The sequence below is a fragment of the Sphingomonas nostoxanthinifaciens genome (assembly GCF_019930585.1).
GTDB classification, from domain to species: domain Bacteria; phylum Pseudomonadota; class Alphaproteobacteria; order Sphingomonadales; family Sphingomonadaceae; genus Sphingomonas_I; species Sphingomonas_I nostoxanthinifaciens.
In genome coordinates this window covers 4,196,696-4,211,600 of the sequence record NZ_CP082839.1, presented here as the reverse complement: position 1 = coordinate 4,211,600, position 14,905 = coordinate 4,196,696, and the positions used below count along the sequence as shown (strand labels likewise).

Annotated in this window: 14 protein-coding genes, 1 tRNA gene and 1 riboswitch; of the genes, 9 read left to right on the top strand and 6 right to left on the bottom strand. The window is 69.9% G+C overall.

The window, feature by feature from the left end; all coding sequences use genetic code 11:
• Nucleotides 1–17 precede the first annotated feature (17 nt).
• The 4 genes from K8P63_RS20215 (at nt 18) to K8P63_RS20200 (ending at nt 2,121) form a co-directional block, all read left to right on the top strand.
• The gene (locus K8P63_RS20215; RefSeq protein WP_223797766.1) at nt 18–1,205 is read left to right on the top strand and encodes a cysteine desulfurase; all 1,188 of its coding nucleotides are present in this window, start codon (nt 18–20) and stop codon (nt 1,203–1,205) included.
• Nucleotides 1,205–1,663, top strand: coding sequence for an SUF system Fe-S cluster assembly protein (locus tag K8P63_RS20210; protein ID WP_223799894.1), 459 nt, complete (start codon nt 1,205–1,207; stop codon nt 1,661–1,663). Before K8P63_RS20215 ends, K8P63_RS20210 begins: the two co-directional genes overlap by 1 nt.
• Entirely contained in the window at nt 1,663–2,016 is a 354-nt protein-coding gene (locus K8P63_RS20205; RefSeq protein WP_223797765.1) for a HesB/IscA family protein, read from the top strand. Before K8P63_RS20210 ends, K8P63_RS20205 begins: the two co-directional genes overlap by 1 nt.
• Before the next feature lie 29 nt (nt 2,017–2,045).
• Nucleotides 2,046–2,121: transfer RNA gene (locus tag K8P63_RS20200), tRNA-Thr, on the top strand.
• Nucleotides 2,122–2,128: 7 nt separating this feature from the next.
• On the opposite strand, the gene K8P63_RS20195 is transcribed toward K8P63_RS20200, so the two are convergent.
• Both K8P63_RS20195 and K8P63_RS20190 read right to left on the bottom strand, forming a co-directional pair.
• Nucleotides 2,129–2,908, bottom strand: coding sequence for an ABC transporter ATP-binding protein (locus tag K8P63_RS20195; protein ID WP_223797764.1), 780 nt, complete (start codon nt 2,906–2,908; stop codon nt 2,129–2,131).
• Complete coding sequence (locus tag K8P63_RS20190; protein ID WP_223797763.1) at nt 2,902–3,897, bottom strand: FecCD family ABC transporter permease; 996 nt, start codon at nt 3,895–3,897, stop codon at nt 2,902–2,904. The genes K8P63_RS20195 and K8P63_RS20190 overlap by 7 nt, the downstream gene beginning before the upstream one ends.
• Before the next feature lie 77 nt (nt 3,898–3,974).
• Here K8P63_RS20190 and K8P63_RS20185 point away from each other — a divergent pair, with 77 nt between their 5' ends.
• Nucleotides 3,975–4,826 (top strand): ABC transporter substrate-binding protein, encoded by an 852-nt coding sequence (locus tag K8P63_RS20185; protein WP_223797762.1) that lies wholly within the window; start codon nt 3,975–3,977, stop codon nt 4,824–4,826.
• Here the strand turns inward: K8P63_RS20185 and K8P63_RS20180 are convergent.
• Both K8P63_RS20180 and K8P63_RS20175 read right to left on the bottom strand, forming a co-directional pair.
• The gene (locus K8P63_RS20180) at nt 4,799–6,805 is read right to left on the bottom strand and encodes a TonB-dependent receptor plug domain-containing protein (RefSeq protein WP_223797761.1); all 2,007 of its coding nucleotides are present in this window, start codon (nt 6,803–6,805) and stop codon (nt 4,799–4,801) included. The genes K8P63_RS20185 and K8P63_RS20180 overlap by 28 nt on opposite strands.
• A 182-nt stretch (nt 6,806–6,987) precedes the next feature.
• Nucleotides 6,988–7,217, bottom strand: a riboswitch (cobalamin riboswitch).
• Between the two features lie 61 nt (nt 7,218–7,278).
• Nucleotides 7,279–8,871 carry a M28 family metallopeptidase gene (locus K8P63_RS20175; RefSeq protein ID WP_223797760.1) on the bottom strand — a complete coding sequence of 531 codons (1,593 nt, stop codon included), beginning with the start codon at nt 8,869–8,871 and terminating at the stop codon, nt 7,279–7,281.
• A 99-nt stretch (nt 8,872–8,970) separates the two neighbouring features.
• Between K8P63_RS20175 and K8P63_RS20170 the strand changes: the two genes are divergently transcribed.
• Both K8P63_RS20170 and K8P63_RS20165 read left to right on the top strand, forming a co-directional pair.
• A complete protein-coding gene (locus K8P63_RS20170) occupies nt 8,971–10,665 on the top strand; it encodes a DUF885 family protein (protein WP_223797759.1) in 1,695 nt (564 codons plus the stop codon).
• A gap of 4 nt (nt 10,666–10,669) precedes the next feature.
• Nucleotides 10,670–10,930: an Erv1/Alr family FAD-linked sulfhydryl oxidase gene (locus K8P63_RS20165; RefSeq protein WP_223797758.1), complete on the top strand. Its 261-nt coding sequence runs from the start codon at nt 10,670–10,672 to the stop codon at nt 10,928–10,930.
• A gap of 14 nt (nt 10,931–10,944) precedes the next feature.
• On the opposite strand, the gene K8P63_RS20160 is transcribed toward K8P63_RS20165, so the two are convergent.
• Together K8P63_RS20160 and K8P63_RS20155 are read right to left on the bottom strand one after the other, a co-directional pair.
• Nucleotides 10,945–11,724: a helix-turn-helix domain-containing protein gene (locus K8P63_RS20160; protein ID WP_223797757.1), complete on the bottom strand. Its 780-nt coding sequence runs from the start codon at nt 11,722–11,724 to the stop codon at nt 10,945–10,947.
• 94 nt (nt 11,725–11,818) lie between these two features.
• On the bottom strand, nt 11,819–12,910 hold the full coding sequence (locus tag K8P63_RS20155; protein WP_223797756.1) for a DUF3667 domain-containing protein: 1,092 nt from the start codon (nt 12,908–12,910) through the stop codon (nt 11,819–11,821).
• 80 nt (nt 12,911–12,990) lie between these two features.
• Here K8P63_RS20155 and K8P63_RS20150 point away from each other — a divergent pair, with 80 nt between their 5' ends.
• Nucleotides 12,991–14,259: a glutamate-5-semialdehyde dehydrogenase gene (locus K8P63_RS20150; protein ID WP_223797755.1), complete on the top strand. Its 1,269-nt coding sequence runs from the start codon at nt 12,991–12,993 to the stop codon at nt 14,257–14,259.
• On the top strand, nt 14,256–14,888 hold the full coding sequence (locus tag K8P63_RS20145; RefSeq protein WP_223797754.1) for a nicotinate-nucleotide adenylyltransferase: 633 nt from the start codon (nt 14,256–14,258) through the stop codon (nt 14,886–14,888). Before K8P63_RS20150 ends, K8P63_RS20145 begins: the two co-directional genes overlap by 4 nt.
• Nucleotides 14,889–14,905 lie beyond the last annotated feature (17 nt).

Here is a 14,905-nt window from a genome sequence, read left to right as displayed (position 1 = left end):
AGAGGGCAGCCACACCCTTGGACCTTGTCGCCGATTTCCCGGCCATTCCCGCCGGCTGGGCCTATCTCGACACTGCCGCCACCGCGCAGAAGCCACAGCCCGTGATCGACGCGATCGCGCGCGCTTATGGCGAAACCTATGCGACGGTGCATCGCGGGGTCTATCAGCGCTCGGCCGACATGACGCTCGCCTACGAAGCGGCGCGCGCCGCCTGCGCGCGACTGCTGGGCGCGGCCAGCGCCGACGAGATCGTGTTCGTGCGCGGCGCGACCGAGGGCATCAACCTCGTCGCGCAGAGCTGGGGCGCCACCCACCTCAAGGCGGGCGACCGCATCCTGCTCTCGACGCTGGAGCATCACAGCAACATCGTGCCGTGGCAGCTGCTGCGCGACCGCACCGGCATCGAGATCGACGCCGCGCCGCTCACGCCCGATGGCCGGATCGATCTCGATGCCGCCGAGGCGATGCTGACGCCCGCGCACAAACTGGTCGCGCTGGCGCATGTCTCGAACGTGCTCGGCTCGGTGCTCGACGTGAAGCGCGCCGCCGAGATGGCGCATGCGGTCGGCGCGAAATTGCTGGTCGACGGCTGCCAGGCGGTGCCGCGCCTCGGCGTCGACGTGCAGGCGCTGGGCTGCGACTTCTACGTCTTTTCGGGCCACAAGCTTTACGGGCCGACGGGCATCGGCTGCCTGTGGGCGCGCGCCGAGCTGCTCGACGCGATGCCGCCCTGGCAGGGCGGCGGATCGATGATCGACCGCGTGACCTTCGCGCGCACAACCTATGCCCCCGCGCCGACGCGGTTCGAGGCGGGCACGCCGCACATCGTCGGCGCGCTCGGGCTGCATGCCGCGATCGACTATGTCGAGGGCATCGGGCTCGACGCGATCCACGCGCACGAAACGGCCCTCGTCGCCCGCGCGCGCGATGCGCTCGGTTCGATCAACAGCGTCACCGTCTTCGGGCCGGAGGATGCCGCGGGCATCGTCAGTTTCGCGGTCGAGGGGGTGCATCCTCACGATGTCGGCACCATCTTGGACGAAGCACAGGTCGCCATCCGCGCCGGCCATCATTGCGCCCAGCCGCTGATGGAGGCGCTGGGCGTACCGGCAACGGCGCGGGCGAGCTTCGGCGTCTATAACGGGCCGGCCGATGTCGACCGGCTGGTCGAGGGTATCGAGCGGGTAAGGCGGATATTCGGATGATGGATACGGACGGCAGGATCGCGATCGAGGAGGTTGAGGGCGTGCCCGCGCCGCCCAAGGCGCGCGTCGATGACGCCGCCGGCGACGGGCGCTCGCGCGACTATCTTGCCGGCTTCATGGCGCCGCAGCCGGCCGCCGCAGCGGGCGAGATCGGCGGCGACCTCTACGAGGCGGTGATCGACGCGCTCAAGGAAATCTACGATCCGGAGATTCCGGTGAACATCTACGATCTCGGGCTGGTCTACGGCGTCGACATCACCACCGACGGCCATGTCGCGGTGGCGATGACGCTGACCACGCCCAATTGCCCGGTCGCCGAATCGATGCCGGGCGAGGTTGAACTGCGCGTCGGCTCGGTGCCCGGCGTCGGCACCGCCGAGGTCAATCTCGTCTGGGATCCGCCATGGGATCCGCAGAAGATGTCGGACGAGGCCAAGCTCGAACTGGGGATGTTGTGATGGCGACCAAGCTACGCGCGCGACCGGCCGCGCTCATCCTCACGCCGTCGGCCGAGGCGCGCATCGCCGCGTTGATGGCGCAGGCGCCGGCCGATGCGGTGGGCGTCAAGCTCTCGACCCCGCGGCGCGGCTGCTCGGGTCTCGCTTATTCGGTCGACTATGTGACGTCGGTCGATCCGCTGGACGAGAAGATCGCGACGCCGGGCGGCGACTTCTACGTCGACGGCGGCTCGATCCTCTATCTGATCGGATCGACGATGAACTGGGTGGAGGACGATTTCACCGCCGGCTTCGTCTTCGTCAATCCCAATGCCAAGGGCAGCTGCGGCTGCGGCGAGAGCTTCACCGTCTGATCGTCTCGCGCTAAGAAGCGCGGCGGTGGGCCGGCCTAGCTCAGTTGGTAGAGCAACCGCCTTGTAAGCGGTAGGTCGTCGGTTCGATTCCGACGGCCGGCACCATCGGCGCTCAGCGTGGCGCGCGGGCGAGCGGCAGGATCGCCGGGCCCTCATCGGTTTCGACGATCGCCGCGCGGATGCAGTAGACCTGCGCCAGCCGTTCGGGGGTGAGCACGTCGCGCGGCGTGCCATCGGCGACGATGCGGCCGCGATCCATCAGCAGCAGCCGGTCGCAGAAACGCGCGGCGAGCGTCAGATCGTGCAGCACCGCCACCACCAGCCCGCCGCCGCGCGCCTCCTCGGCCAGCAGCGCCATGACGTCGAGCTGATGTCCCGGATCGAGCGCGGCCAGCGGCTCGTCGGCGAGCAAGGCGGGCGCGCCTACCGCCAATGCGCGCGCCAGCAGCACGCGCGCGCGCTCGCCGCCGGACAATTCGGTCGCGATGCGGTCGCGCAGCGCGAGCGCGTCGGCGCGGGCGAGCGCGGTCTCGACCGCGGCGGCATCCGCCTCGGCCAGCCGCGACAACGGCGCCAGATGCGGCAGCCGGCCGAGCGCGACCAGCCGCGCGACCGTCATCGGCCAGTGCAGCGTCTGCCCCTGCGGCAAATAAGCGAGGATGCGGGCGAGGTCACGGCGCGGCCAGTTGGGCAGCGGACGGCCGTCGATCGTCGCCTGCCCCGCCGCCGGTGCGATCAGCCCGAGCATCGCGCGCAGCAAGGTCGACTTGCCGGCGCCGTTCGGCCCGACGATGCCGATCAGCGCGCCGCCCGTCAGCGTCGCGGTCGCCCCCTCGACCACGCGCCGGCCGCCGAGCGCGACGTCGAGCCCCTCCAGCGCGATCGTCACCACAGCCGGCGCTCGCGCAGCAGGTGGACGAGGAAGACCGGCACGCCGAGGAAGGCGGTGACCACGCCCAGCTTCAGCTCGGCGGTGGTCGGGATCAGCCGCACCGCGACGTCGGCCAGCGTCAGCAAGGCCGCGCCCGCGAGCATCGACGGCAGCAGCACCGCCGATGGGCTGCGGTCGGTGAGCGGGCGCACCAGATGGGGCACGATCAGCCCGACGAAGCCGATCGCGCCCGACACCGCCACCGCGCCGCCGACGCCGATCGCGACGCCGAGCAGCAGTCGCAGCCGCGTGCGCGCCAGGTCGACGCCGAGCGCGCGCGCGCCATCCTCGCCCAGCGTCAGCGCATCGAGCGCGCGGCCGTCGAGCAGCAGCAGCGAGGTGCCGACCGCGACGCAGGGCAGCGCGATCCAGACATGCGCCACCGAGCGATTCTCGAGCGAGCCCATCAGCCAGTTCATGATCTCCATCGCCGCGAACGGATTGGGCGACAGGTTGAGCGCGAGACTGATGCCCGCGCCCGCAACCGTCCCGACCGCGATGCCGGCGAGGATCAACGTAAGCGGCCCCTCGGCGCGGCCGGACAGCAATGCCAGCAGCGCGAGCGATCCCAATGCGCCGAGGATTGCGAGCAATGGCAACAGCAACGGATGCGCGGCAGCCAGCCCGAAATAGATCGCGGCCACCGCGCCCAACGCGGCGGTGTTGGCGGTGCCGAGCACCGACGGCTCGGCCAGCGGATTGCGCAGATAGCCCTGCAGCGCCGCCCCGGCGAGCCCGAGCATCCCGCCGACCGCGAGCCCCAACACGGCGCGCGGCAGGCGCAGGCCGAGCACGATCGCGCTGGCGATGCGGTCGCCATGGCCGGTCAGCACCGCCGCCAGCCGGCCGGGCGCGATCGGCACCGGCCCGAATGCGAGCGAGGCGCAGCCCGCCGCCAGCGCAAGCGCCGCCAGTGCGGGCAGCAAAGCCGGATGGCGGGAGCGGATCATGCGCGGCATCGCCGGACGCTAGCCGATCGCCGCTGTGTGCGCTTGCCCGTTTGCGCGCCCCGGCTAAGAGCAGAGTCGTGAACAAGCGCGTCCGGCATGTTATCGCGGCGCTGGTGGCGCTGCTGGGCGGGGCCGCCGCCGTCGCCGCGCCGCCGCGGCGTATCGTCTCGCTCAACCTGTGCACCGACCAGCTTGTATTGGCGCTTGCCGATCGCGGTCAGATTGCCGCGCTCAGCCGCAACGCGACCGATCCGGCGATGTCGGCGGCCGCCGCGCAGGCGCGCGGGCTTCGCCGATTGTCCGATGCGGTCGAGCAGGTGCTGGCGATCGATCCCGATCTGGTGGTGGGCGCGTCGCCGGCGCGCGCGGCGTTGCTCGCGCAGCTCGGCGGCAGGCCGGTGCGCGCGCTCGATCTGTCCTATGCGCAAAGCTATGCCGACATCGTCGCGCAGATCCGGGCGATGGCCGAGGCGGTGGGCCACGCCGATCGCGGCGCGGCGCTGGTGGCGCGGATGGACGCGGCGCTCGCGCATCTGCCGCAAGTCGGCGCGGGCCGCATCGCCGCCGATTATCAGCGGCGCGGCTATCTCACCGGCACGGGCACTTTGGTCGACGAACTGATGGGCCGCGTCGGCCTCGTCAATCTCGCCAGACGCCTCGGCAAGCCCGCGCTCGCGCAGGTGTCGCTCGAGGCGATGGTGGCGGCGCAGCCCGATTATCTGATCGTGGCGCGCGGCAGTGCGCACGTCGCCGATCAGGGCACCGAGATGCTCCACCACCCGGCGCTGGCCGGCATCCCGCGCCTCTATCTGCCCGAGGCGTGGACGGTGTGCGGCGGTCCGGCCTATGTCGACGCGGCGTGGAGCCTCGCCCGCCAGATCGAAGGCCGCCGCACGCCGCATCAGAAGGCGACGCGCACGCCGCCATAACCCGCGCGGCCCATCGCGGCGTAGCTGTAGATCTCCTGATATTTGCGGTTGAGCAGGTTCTCGCCGCGCGCGAACAGCTCGATCTTGGGCGTGAGGCGGTAGGTGGCGGCGAGGTTCACCAGCGTGAACGAACGCAGCTTTTCCAGCAGCGGCGGGAAGTAGCCGTAGAACAAATCGTTCTGGCGGCCATTGTAGCGCACCGTCGCGGTGACGGTGAACGGTTGCTCGGGCGGCGACCAGTTGAGGCTGGCGCTGGCGATGCTCTTGGCACGCCGCACCGCCTGCGCCGAGACCGTGCCGCTGGCGAAGGTGGCGGGATCGAGCGTGACCGTCTGGTCCTGCGGCGCGTGCAGGTAGGTGTAGCTCGCGTCGAAGCGCCAGCCGCCGTCCAGCTTCGCCGCCGCCGACAATTCGACGCCGCGCTGGTGCGTCCGACCGGGCAGGTTGACCGAGCTCGCGACGAAATTGGCGTCGTAGACGGTGGTGATCTGGTCCCGCAGGCGGTTGTCGAAATAGGTCGCGTCCAGCGTGATGTGATCGCCCAGCAGCGACTGGCCGATGCCCGCCTCCCAGCCGGTCGATTTTTCTGGCTTCAGGTTCGGATTGCCGATGTAGCGGCCGACATAATAATCGAACAGCTCGCTGAAGGTCGGCGCCTTCACGCCCGATCCGCCGGCGGCGTGGATGCGCGTGCCCTCGTCGAACTTGTAGCTGCTCTGCACGTGCCAGGTGGTGCTGTCGGCGAAGCGCGAATTGAGATCGCGCCGCACCGATGCGCCGAAGCCCAGCCGGTCATTCGCGGTCAGCTCATATTCGCCGACGATGCCGGTATTGTTGGTGTGCCGCCAGCCGAGGAAGGCGCCGAACTGCGAGACGGTCGTGCGCTCGCTCTCATGCTCGTAATCGACCGCAGCGGTGACGCTCTGCTTGATCGTGTCAGTGCCGAAGCGGAACGTGCCCTGGTACGAGCCCTTGTAGCGGTGGCCGTCGTCGCCCGAGGTGCGCGCGATCGGCTTGCCCGGCGCAGGCGCCGAGCCGTCGGCGACGTCGTAGCCGTCGCGCTTGGTATCGGCGAGCTGGCCGACCACGACGTTGCTGAAGCGACCGTCGAGCAGATCCCACTGGCCGCGCAGCAGGCCATAGAATGCCTCGTTGCGATAATGCACGCCGGGCGAATCGATCGTGCGGCCATAGGTGGCGCTGGTGAAATCATTGTCGCTGTCGTCGGTGTCGGCGTCGGTATAGCTGTAGCGCGCGACGCCGGTCAGCTTCACGTTGGGCGCCGCCGTCCACGTCGCCTTGGCCGATGCGCCGACATCGTCGGAGCCGACGTCGCGGCTGCCGCCGACCGCCACCGGATAGCCGCGCGTGTGGATGTAGCTGGAGGTGAGCGCGTAATCGAGGTCGCCCGCCACGCCGGCAGCGCGCGCGCCGCCGCTGAACGTGCCGAACGATCCGCCCTCGGCGCGCAGACGGATGCCCGGCGCCTCCGCGCCCGTCGAGGTGATGTAGTTGATGACGCCGCCGATCGCGTCGGAGCCGTAGAGCGACGATTGCTGGCCGCGCAGCACCTCGATCTTGGCGCTCTCGTCGGCGATCAGCGTGCCGAAGTCGAACTCGCCGTAGAAGGGATCGCTCACCTTGATGCCGTCGACCAGCACGAGCGTGTGATTGGCCTCGCTGCCGCGCAACCGGACCTGCGTGAACCCGCCGACCGCGCCGGTGCGGCTCACCGCCACGCCGGGCACGTCGCGCAGCACGTCGGACACGACGCGCGTCTGGCGCTGGTCGAGCGCGGCGGCGTCGAGCACGGTGATCGACGAACCGAGCAGGTCGACCGGGATCGCGTCGGCCGAGCGCGTGGCGGTGACGACGATCGCGTCGCCATTGGCGTCGACCGTCGGCACGGTCGGATTGGATTGGGCGAAGGCCGGCGCGGCGAGGCCGAGCGCCAGCAACGTGGTGAGCGTGGTCTTCATGATTCTGTCCCCCGGCAACTGAGCAACGAAGGCGGGGCGTCACCGATGGCGTGCATCGGCCGGGCGCGCGCAGACAGGCGGGCACCGGACGCCCGTCAGCACGCACCCGCGCGGCCCCGCCGCATGGGTTCGTCGCTCAGACGGAACGTAACCGTGCCATGGCCATCCCCTGGACCGTGGCAAGAGCGACCGAAGCGCCGGCAGGTCTCCTGGCTCGCGGGTCATAGCGGGCTGCATGGCCTTCCCAGCCGCCGTCACCCGGCCGCCAGTGGCTGCCCCCTCGATCGAGGGCCAATGCAGTCTGCTCGCCGCTCACAGTTGCAGGGACAGCCGCGGTTTGAGACGGAAAGGCCCGTCCGTACCGCATTCCCATTTCAGCCTCTCGCGAGGCACCGGCGCGATCTGTCGGACGGCGGCAGGCCGTCGTCCGCGGCCGCCCCTAGCCGAGCGTCGGTGGCTTGCCAACGGGCGCGTCAGGGAGCCTTGTTCGCGGGATTAAAAACGCTGCCGGAAAGCCACACTGGCCGCGCCGGCGTGTCGGCCACGGTGCGGGCGAGCGCCGCGACATAATCGTCGAGCTTGATCGCCTCGTCCTTCAACACGCCCGGCTGGTTCACGTCGTCCGAAGGCGCGTGATAATGCGTGGCGCGCCAGTCATGCTCGATGCGGAACGCGTCGGTGCCAGGCGCGAAGCCGAACTTGAAGGCGAGCGCGGGGATGCCCGCCTTGACGAAGCTGAACTGGTCGGTACGCACGAAGCTGTTCCGGTTGGGCAGCGGATCGGCGATCAGCGACAGCCCGTTCTGCGCCGCCACGGTGCGCGCGGCCGCACCCAGCGAGCTTTCGGCATCGCCCTGCGCCAGCACCGTCGTCAGCGGCCACAGCGGCAGCGGCATGTCGAAATTGAGGTCGGCGACGATACTGCCCTTGGGCACGGTCGGCCGCAGCGCATAATAATGCGAGCCGAGCAGGCCCTTCTCCTCCGCCGCGACGATCACGAACAGGATCGACCGCTTCGGCCGTGGCCCCGCCTTCAGTCGGTGGGCGATGTCGAGCACACTGGCGACGCCCGAGGCATCGTCCATCGCACCGTTGTAGATGCGGTCGCCATCGATCGCCTCGCCGACGCCGACATGGTCGAGATGCGCGGACAGCGCGACATATTCGCTGCGCAGCGTGGGATCAGACCCTTCCAGCTTCGCGATCACGTTGGGGGCGGTCACCGCGCGGCGCTGCGCGGCGATGGTCGCGCGCAGGCGGAGCGGTAGCGCAAAGGTCGGCACCGGCTGCGATGCGTCGGCCAAGGCGGCCATTTCGTCGAAGCTGTGGCCCGAGCCGGCGAACAGCCGCTCGGCCTGCGCCGGATCGATCGAGCCGCTGACGAAGCCGTCGGGCATTTCGCGCAGCGCAGGATCGGCGAGATACATGCCGGTCTGCGAGGCGAGCAGTTTCTGCCGCGCCCACGGAATCTCGATCTGCTTCGGCGTGTTGAGCGTGATCATGCCGACCGCGCCCGCCGCCGCCAGAAATTCGGCGCGAGCGTTGCGATTGGCCGCCTTGACCGGCCCGGCCAGCGCGGCCGGCCCGCCCGAAATGAACACGGCGATCTTGCCGCGCAGGTCGAGCCCCTTCAGGTCGTCATGCCCCTGCGCCGGCAAATGCAGGCCATAGCCGATGAACACCAAAGGCGCATCGACGCTGGCCGGGCGCGGCGCACCGGCGGGCGACAGGATCAGCGCGTCGCCGACCGCGAGCGGTGCGGCGGTGCCGTCGGCCGCGACCAGGGCGGCGGTCGACGCATGCTGATCGACCACCTGCTCCTGGAACGCGATCGTCTGGATGTAGCCGCCATGCTCGCCGGCGGGCGCGAGGCCTTCGGCGCGGAAGCGCTGGATCACATAGTCCGCCGCGCGCTGGTAACCGGGCGTGCCGGTCAGCCGCCCCTCCATATTGTCGTCGGCGAGGACGGCGATGTCGTGCCACCACGCCTGGCCGCGCGGGGAGACGGCGGGCTCGGCGAGGGCCGAGGTGGCGGCGAGGGCGATCAGGAGGGTCAGGGCGCGCATGTCCGTGACGTATCGCGCATAATTCACGCCGTCGAGTGCGGTGGACGGCGTGCCCTTCGCTCGTTCATAGAAGCGCGGGCACGGACAAGAGGGGCAGGCATGGCACGTTTGGGATTTGCGCGGACGATGAAGCTGGCTTTGGCCGCGAGCCTGCTTGCGCCGGCGGCGGCGCAGGCGCTGGTCGCGCCGGGATCGGTCGGCAATCCGGCGCTGCAGGCGCTGTTCGTCGACTGGCGCAAGCTCGCCGCGCCGACCCTTACTTCGAACGTGGCCGATTTCGGCCCGGCGGCGCTTGCACAAAAGACGACCGGGCTCGTCGCGCTACGCGCGCGGCTGGCGGGGCTCGACCGCGCCGGCTGGACCGACACCGACCGCATCGACGCGCAACTGATCGAGGCCGAGATGAACGGCTTCGATTTCGACCTGCGCGTGCGCAAGCCGTGGGCGCAGGATCCCGATTATTACGTCACGGTGTTCGGCGAGGAGAGCGACGTTCCCGCGCACGAAGGCCCCTCGGCCGGCCACGTTGATCTGTTCGCCTACAAATATCCGCTGAGCGCCGCCGACGCGCATGCGCTGGCGCAGCAGCTGGCGGGCGTGCCGGTATTGCTTGCCCGCGCGAAGCAGACGCTCGCCGCAGGCAACGGCGCCGATCTGTGGCACTATGGCGCGCGCGCCTTCAAGGAACAGGCGGACGTGCTCGCAGGGCTGATCGCCGGCACGCTCGACATGCGCACGCATGACGGCCACCTCAAAGCCACGCTCGCGGGCACGGGACCGGACGTGCGCAAGGCGGCCGAGGCGGCGCGCACCGCCACCGCCGATTTCGCGACGTGGATCGCCGCCGAGGCGCCGAAGAAGACCGGGCCGTCGGGCGTCGGCAAGGACAATTACGACTGGTACATGAAGCACGTCCAGCTCGTGCCCTACAGCTGGGACGAGCAGGTGGCGCTGCTCAAGCGCGAGCTGGAGCGCGCCTGGGCCGGGCTCGCGCTGGAGGAGGCGCACAATCGCGCGCTGCCGCCGCTCGATCCGATCGACGACAAGGCGCGCTACGACGCCTTCGCGATCGCGCGGATGAAGCGCTACACCGATTTCGTGATGGCCCAGGGCTTCGAGCCCGACCGGCCTTATTACCGCGCGGCGCTGGCGGCGCAGACCAACGTCTATGCGCCGCTGGCCGAGCGCAACTTCTTCCTCCACGTCACCGCGCGCGATCCGGTGCCGCTCTACGCGCACGACATCCACTGGATCGAACTCGCGCGCATCCGACTTGAGCCGAACGCCGACCCGATCCGTGCGGGCGCACCGTTGTTCAACATCTACGCCGCGCGTTCGGAGGGCTTCGCCACCGCCTTCGAGGAGGTGACGATGGAGGCGGGGCTGTATGACGACGAGCCACGCGGGCGCGAACTCGTCTGGACCATGCTCGCCAATCGCGCGGCGCGCGGCCTCGCCTCGCTCTACGTGCAGGCCAACATGATCGACCTCGCGCATGCCGGCCACTTCCACGCCTCGTGGACGCCGCGCGGCTGGTCCGATCCGGCCAATCCGCTCGTCGGGTTCGAGCAACTGCTGTATCTTCGCCAGCCGGGCTATGGCTCCAGCTACGTCACCGGCAAGCTGCTGCTCGACCGGCTGATCGCGCGGCAGAAGCATGCGGCGGAGCGCGCCGGCCTGCCGTTCGACGTGCGCAAGACCTTCGCCGACATCAACGCGGTCGGCATCCTGCCATGGCCGCTGATCGAGCAGGCGACGACCGCGCCCGAGCCCGATCCGATCCCGCAGCCCTGACGCGATGGATTTCGGCGACCAGCTCCGGCGCTATTTCGGCACCGACGATCCGGGCGCGATCCCGCCCGAGGCGCTGGAGTCGGGCATCGAGCGGATGCGGGTCGATCTCGGCCTCGAAACCGATCGCGGGCGGCGCTTCGCCTTGTGGGCGCTGCTCCACATGCTCGCCGCCGCGCCCGATCTGGACGTGGCGTTCAAGCATGCGGAGGATCGCGAGGCGGCGCGCAACTTCATGGACCTCGCAGCACGGGACGATGCCGACTGAGGCCGGCGGCGCACTCAGCCGATCATCACGCCCACGACCCGCCAGCCGCCATCCTCGCGGTCGAGCGTGACCGTCTCCACGGTTTCGTCCTTCTTGGCGAAGCGCGTCCGGAATTTCACCACCTCGTAGCCGGCTGGCGGCGCGGGAAGCGTTTCCTGGCTGAGGACGGTGCGCGAAATCATCGCGCCGAGCGGCGCCCGCGCCTGTTCGGATACCGACGCCCACACCTGCGCCGTGTTCAGCTTGCGGAACGATGCGCCGGTCGCCGCATAGCTGTCGTCCCACCGCCGCTGGTCGAGCAGCGCCAGCCATTTCTGGGCCATGTCGACGACCTCCGTACTTTGCGTCGCCGCGGTGGCGGCCGGTGTCGGCGCGGGCGAGGCGGCAGGCTGGGCCAATGCGGCGAGCGCCAGCAGGCCGAGAGCGAACGTCATGACGGAACCTCCGATGATCCACGGACGGCGGTCGGCCCGCCGTGCGCCGCCGATCGGCGCGGTTTCCAGATCGATCGGCGGGCGGGGCGCGTCTTCCCCGATTGCCGTGTCCCCAAGGAAATGGGGGGAAAGCGGTGCCAGCTCGCCGCCTTCGGCCGCCAGCAGCAGACGCGCCGCCTCGCGGCTGCTCGATACCGCCATCTTGCGGCGCGCGTCGCGCAGGCGCTCGTTGATCGTATGGACCGAAAGGCCGAGGCTGCGCGCGATCGATTTTGCGTCGTGGCCGCGGACGATCAGCCGGAGCGTCTGCTTCTCGCGCTCGGTCAGCGCTGCAAAACCGTCATTCGCCCGCATGCTCATGGCGCCGGGCTAGGTGAGGCGCATCGGCGCAGCCACCCCAAAAAATTAGTGCCCGGCCCCGGCACGACATCGTCACCCGTGGCGTGATCGCGGGTCAGTCGTTGCCCATGTAGAACAGGAAGGACGCGAACAGCGAGGAGGTGACGACCGTGATGCAGAGCAGAGCCACGGTACGCCACGCCGCGCCGAACCGGCCGAGCCCATAGGCACCCTTGAGCTGCCGGTACATGTGGAGCGGCGGCACGATCACCACCGCGAAAAAGATCAAGCCCGACGGCACGCCAAGCGCGGACAGAGCGGTCAGCACCACCACGCCGAGCGACATGAAGCTGAGCGAGTAGATCGCGAAAATGGCGTGATCGTACATGCCCACGTCGCGGCGGAAGGCGAACAGCAGCCACAGGAAGGGCAGCGAGATCGGGATCAGCGCCCAGCTATATTTGTAGGCGTAGGTCTTCATTTTATAGAGGACGAGCTCGGGGTTGTCGGCCGTATGGCGCAGCATCCCGTCCAGCCGGCTCCAGCCGGTGTTGATGCGCATGCCCTGCACGATCGTCTTGCGCGCCTCCTCGCCCTGCGCGCCTTCGTCGGCGGCATGGGTTTGCTGGAGCGCCAGCAGCGAGGCGAGATCGCCCTTGCGGTCAGCGAGACGCTCGGTCGCCTTGATCCGCGCGTCGCCATCGCCTGCCTTGGCGAGGTCGGCCTGCGCGGCGGCGAGCTTCGCCCGGCTGTTGGCGATCGCGCTCGGCAAATTGTGCTTCTGCGCCAGCGCCTTGGCCGTCGGGCTGCCATGACCGGCGAGGTTCGACACCACCGCGAACATCAGGAAGACCGAGAACAGGAACAACGCCATCGGCGACACGAACCGCGCTCGCTCTCCCGCGACGTAGCGGCGGGTCAGCTCGCCCGGCTTCAGGCTGAGCAATGGCAAGGTGTGCCAGACCTTGCCCTCGAAATGAAACACGCCGTGCGCGATGTCGTGGACGAGCGCGCCGAGGTTGCGATGGACATGCCCCGCCTGGCCGCAGACGTGGCAATAGGGCCCCTGCCGCACCGTCCCGCAATTGGCGCAGGGCTCGTGCGCGTCATGGCCCAGCGCGGGGTGACCGGCATGCGCGAGCTCGATCTCGGCCGCGATCAGCGCGCCCGTGGCGATCGATCCGATCGTGTCTTCGCCCCCGCTCATGCCCGGCATTGTTGCGCATGCGAAAGCGCACGTCGAGGGGTGGTCGAGCCGATGCCGCTTTGTGCTAGAACAAGCGGACGATGACCGATCCCACGCCTCCCGATGCCGTCGCCCTGATCGGCGCGATGGCGCGCCGCGCGCGCGCTGCAGCGGCCACGCTGGCGCAGGTTCCGACCGCGGCCAAGGCGGCTGCATTGCGGGCGGCAGCCCGGGCGTTGCGCGACGATGCGACCACCGTGCTCGCCGCCAATGCGGAGGATGTAGCGCGCGCGACCGCCGCCGGCCTGTCGCCGGCTCTGCTCGATCGGCTGCGGCTCGACGCGGACCGCCTCGCCGCCACCGCCGCCGGGCTGGAGGCGATCGCCGCTCTGCCCGATCCGGTGGGACAGGAGATTGACCGGGCCGAGCGGCCCAATGGCTTTGCGCTCAGCCGCGTGCGCGTGCCGCTGGGGGTGATAGGCATCGTCTACGAAAGCCGGCCCAACGTCACCGCCGATGCGGGCGCGCTGGCGATGATGGCGGGCAATGCCGTGATCCTGCGCGGTGGATCGGAAGCGCGCGAGAGCAACCGCGCGATCCACGCCTGCCTCGTAACCGGCTTGCACGCCGCCGGCCTCCCCGAAGACGCGATCCAACTCGTGCCGATCGCCGATCGCGCGGCGGTCGGCGCGATGTTGGGAGCGACCGGGCTGATCGATCTGGTCGTGCCGCGCGGCGGCAAGAGCCTCGTCGCGCGCGTCCAGGCCGAGGCGAAGGTGCCGGTCCTTGCGCATCTCGACGGCATCAATCACCTCTATGTCGATCGTGCCGCCGATCCGGCCAAGGCCAAGGCGATTGCGCTCAATTCGAAGCTGCGCCGGACCGGCGTCTGCGGGGCGACCGAGACGCTGCTGATCGATCGCGCCTTCCCGGCCGCCGCCGACGTGCTCGGCGCGCTGGTGGACGCCGACTGCGAGGTGCGCGGCGACGACGCGATCCGCGCGATCGAGCCGCGCGCCGTGCCGGCCACGCAGGAGGATTGGGACACCGAATATCTCGACGCGATCGTCTCGGCCGCTTTGGTCGACGGCGTCGATGAGGCGATGGCGCACATCGCCGCGCACGGATCGCACCACACCGACGCGATCGTCACCGAGGATTCGGGTGTCGCCGAGCGCTTCCTCGCGCAGGTCGACAGCGCGATCGTGATGTGGAACGCCTCGACCCAGTTCGCCGACGGCGGCGAATTCGGGCTGGGCGGCGAGATCGGCATCGCCACCGGCCGGCTGCACGCGCGCGGGCCGGTCGCGCTCGAAGGGCTCACCACCTACAAATGGCTGGTGCGGGGCACGGGCCAGACGCGGCCTTGAAACGGATCGGTCTCCTCGGCGGGTCGTTCAACCCCGCCCACGCCGCCCACCGCCGCATCAGCCTCTACGCGCTGCACGCGCTGGGACTGGACGAGGTGTGGTGGCTGGTCTCCCCCGGCAATCCGCTGAAGGAGGGCGCCGGCGACATGGCGACGATGGCGCAGCGCATGGCTTCGGCGGTGCGCGTCGCCCGCCACGCCCCGATCCGCGTGACTGCGATCGAGGCGATGCTCGGCACGCGCTACACCGCCGATACGCTCCGCCGGATCGCGCGGCGCTTTCCCGAGCGGCGCTTCATCTGGCTGATGGGGGCCGACAATCTCGCCCAATTCGACCAATGGCGCGATTGGCGGCGGATTGCGCGCACCATGCCGATTGCGGTGATCGCCCGTCCGGGTTATGATGCGGCTGCCCATCGAGCTTCGGCAATGGGCTGGCTTCGGCGCTTCGTCCGGCCCCGGGACCAGGCAAGACACTGGACGAGTTGGAGTCCGCCGGCGCTCGTGCTGTTGCGCTTTCGACCCGATCCGACCTCTGCCACGCGGCTGCGTGCGTGTCTGCCCGATTGGACGACGTCCCTTGAAACCAAGGCGCCGCGCGATCATGTCACGCGGCGTTCGATCCCCTAGGAGGTTCCTTGCCTGCC

Coding starts and splice junctions, on each gene's coding strand:
- K8P63_RS20180 (WP_223797761.1), bottom strand. CDS start 6,805: ATGAAGACCACGCTCACCACGTTGCTGGCGCTCGGCCTCGCCGCGCCG.
- K8P63_RS20210 (WP_223799894.1), top strand. CDS start 1,205: ATGGATACGGACGGCAGGATCGCGATCGAGGAGGTTGAGGGCGTGCCC.
- K8P63_RS20170 (WP_223797759.1), top strand. CDS start 8,971: ATGGCACGTTTGGGATTTGCGCGGACGATGAAGCTGGCTTTGGCCGCG.
- K8P63_RS20160 (WP_223797757.1), bottom strand. CDS start 11,724: ATGAGCATGCGGGCGAATGACGGTTTTGCAGCGCTGACCGAGCGCGAG.
- K8P63_RS20205 (WP_223797765.1), top strand. CDS start 1,663: ATGGCGACCAAGCTACGCGCGCGACCGGCCGCGCTCATCCTCACGCCG.
- K8P63_RS20175 (WP_223797760.1), bottom strand. CDS start 8,871: ATGCGCGCCCTGACCCTCCTGATCGCCCTCGCCGCCACCTCGGCCCTC.
- K8P63_RS20155 (WP_223797756.1), bottom strand. CDS start 12,910: ATGAGCGGGGGCGAAGACACGATCGGATCGATCGCCACGGGCGCGCTG.
- K8P63_RS20150 (WP_223797755.1), top strand. CDS start 12,991: ATGACCGATCCCACGCCTCCCGATGCCGTCGCCCTGATCGGCGCGATG.
- K8P63_RS20165 (WP_223797758.1), top strand. CDS start 10,670: ATGGATTTCGGCGACCAGCTCCGGCGCTATTTCGGCACCGACGATCCG.
- K8P63_RS20190 (WP_223797763.1), bottom strand. CDS start 3,897: ATGATCCGCTCCCGCCATCCGGCTTTGCTGCCCGCACTGGCGGCGCTT.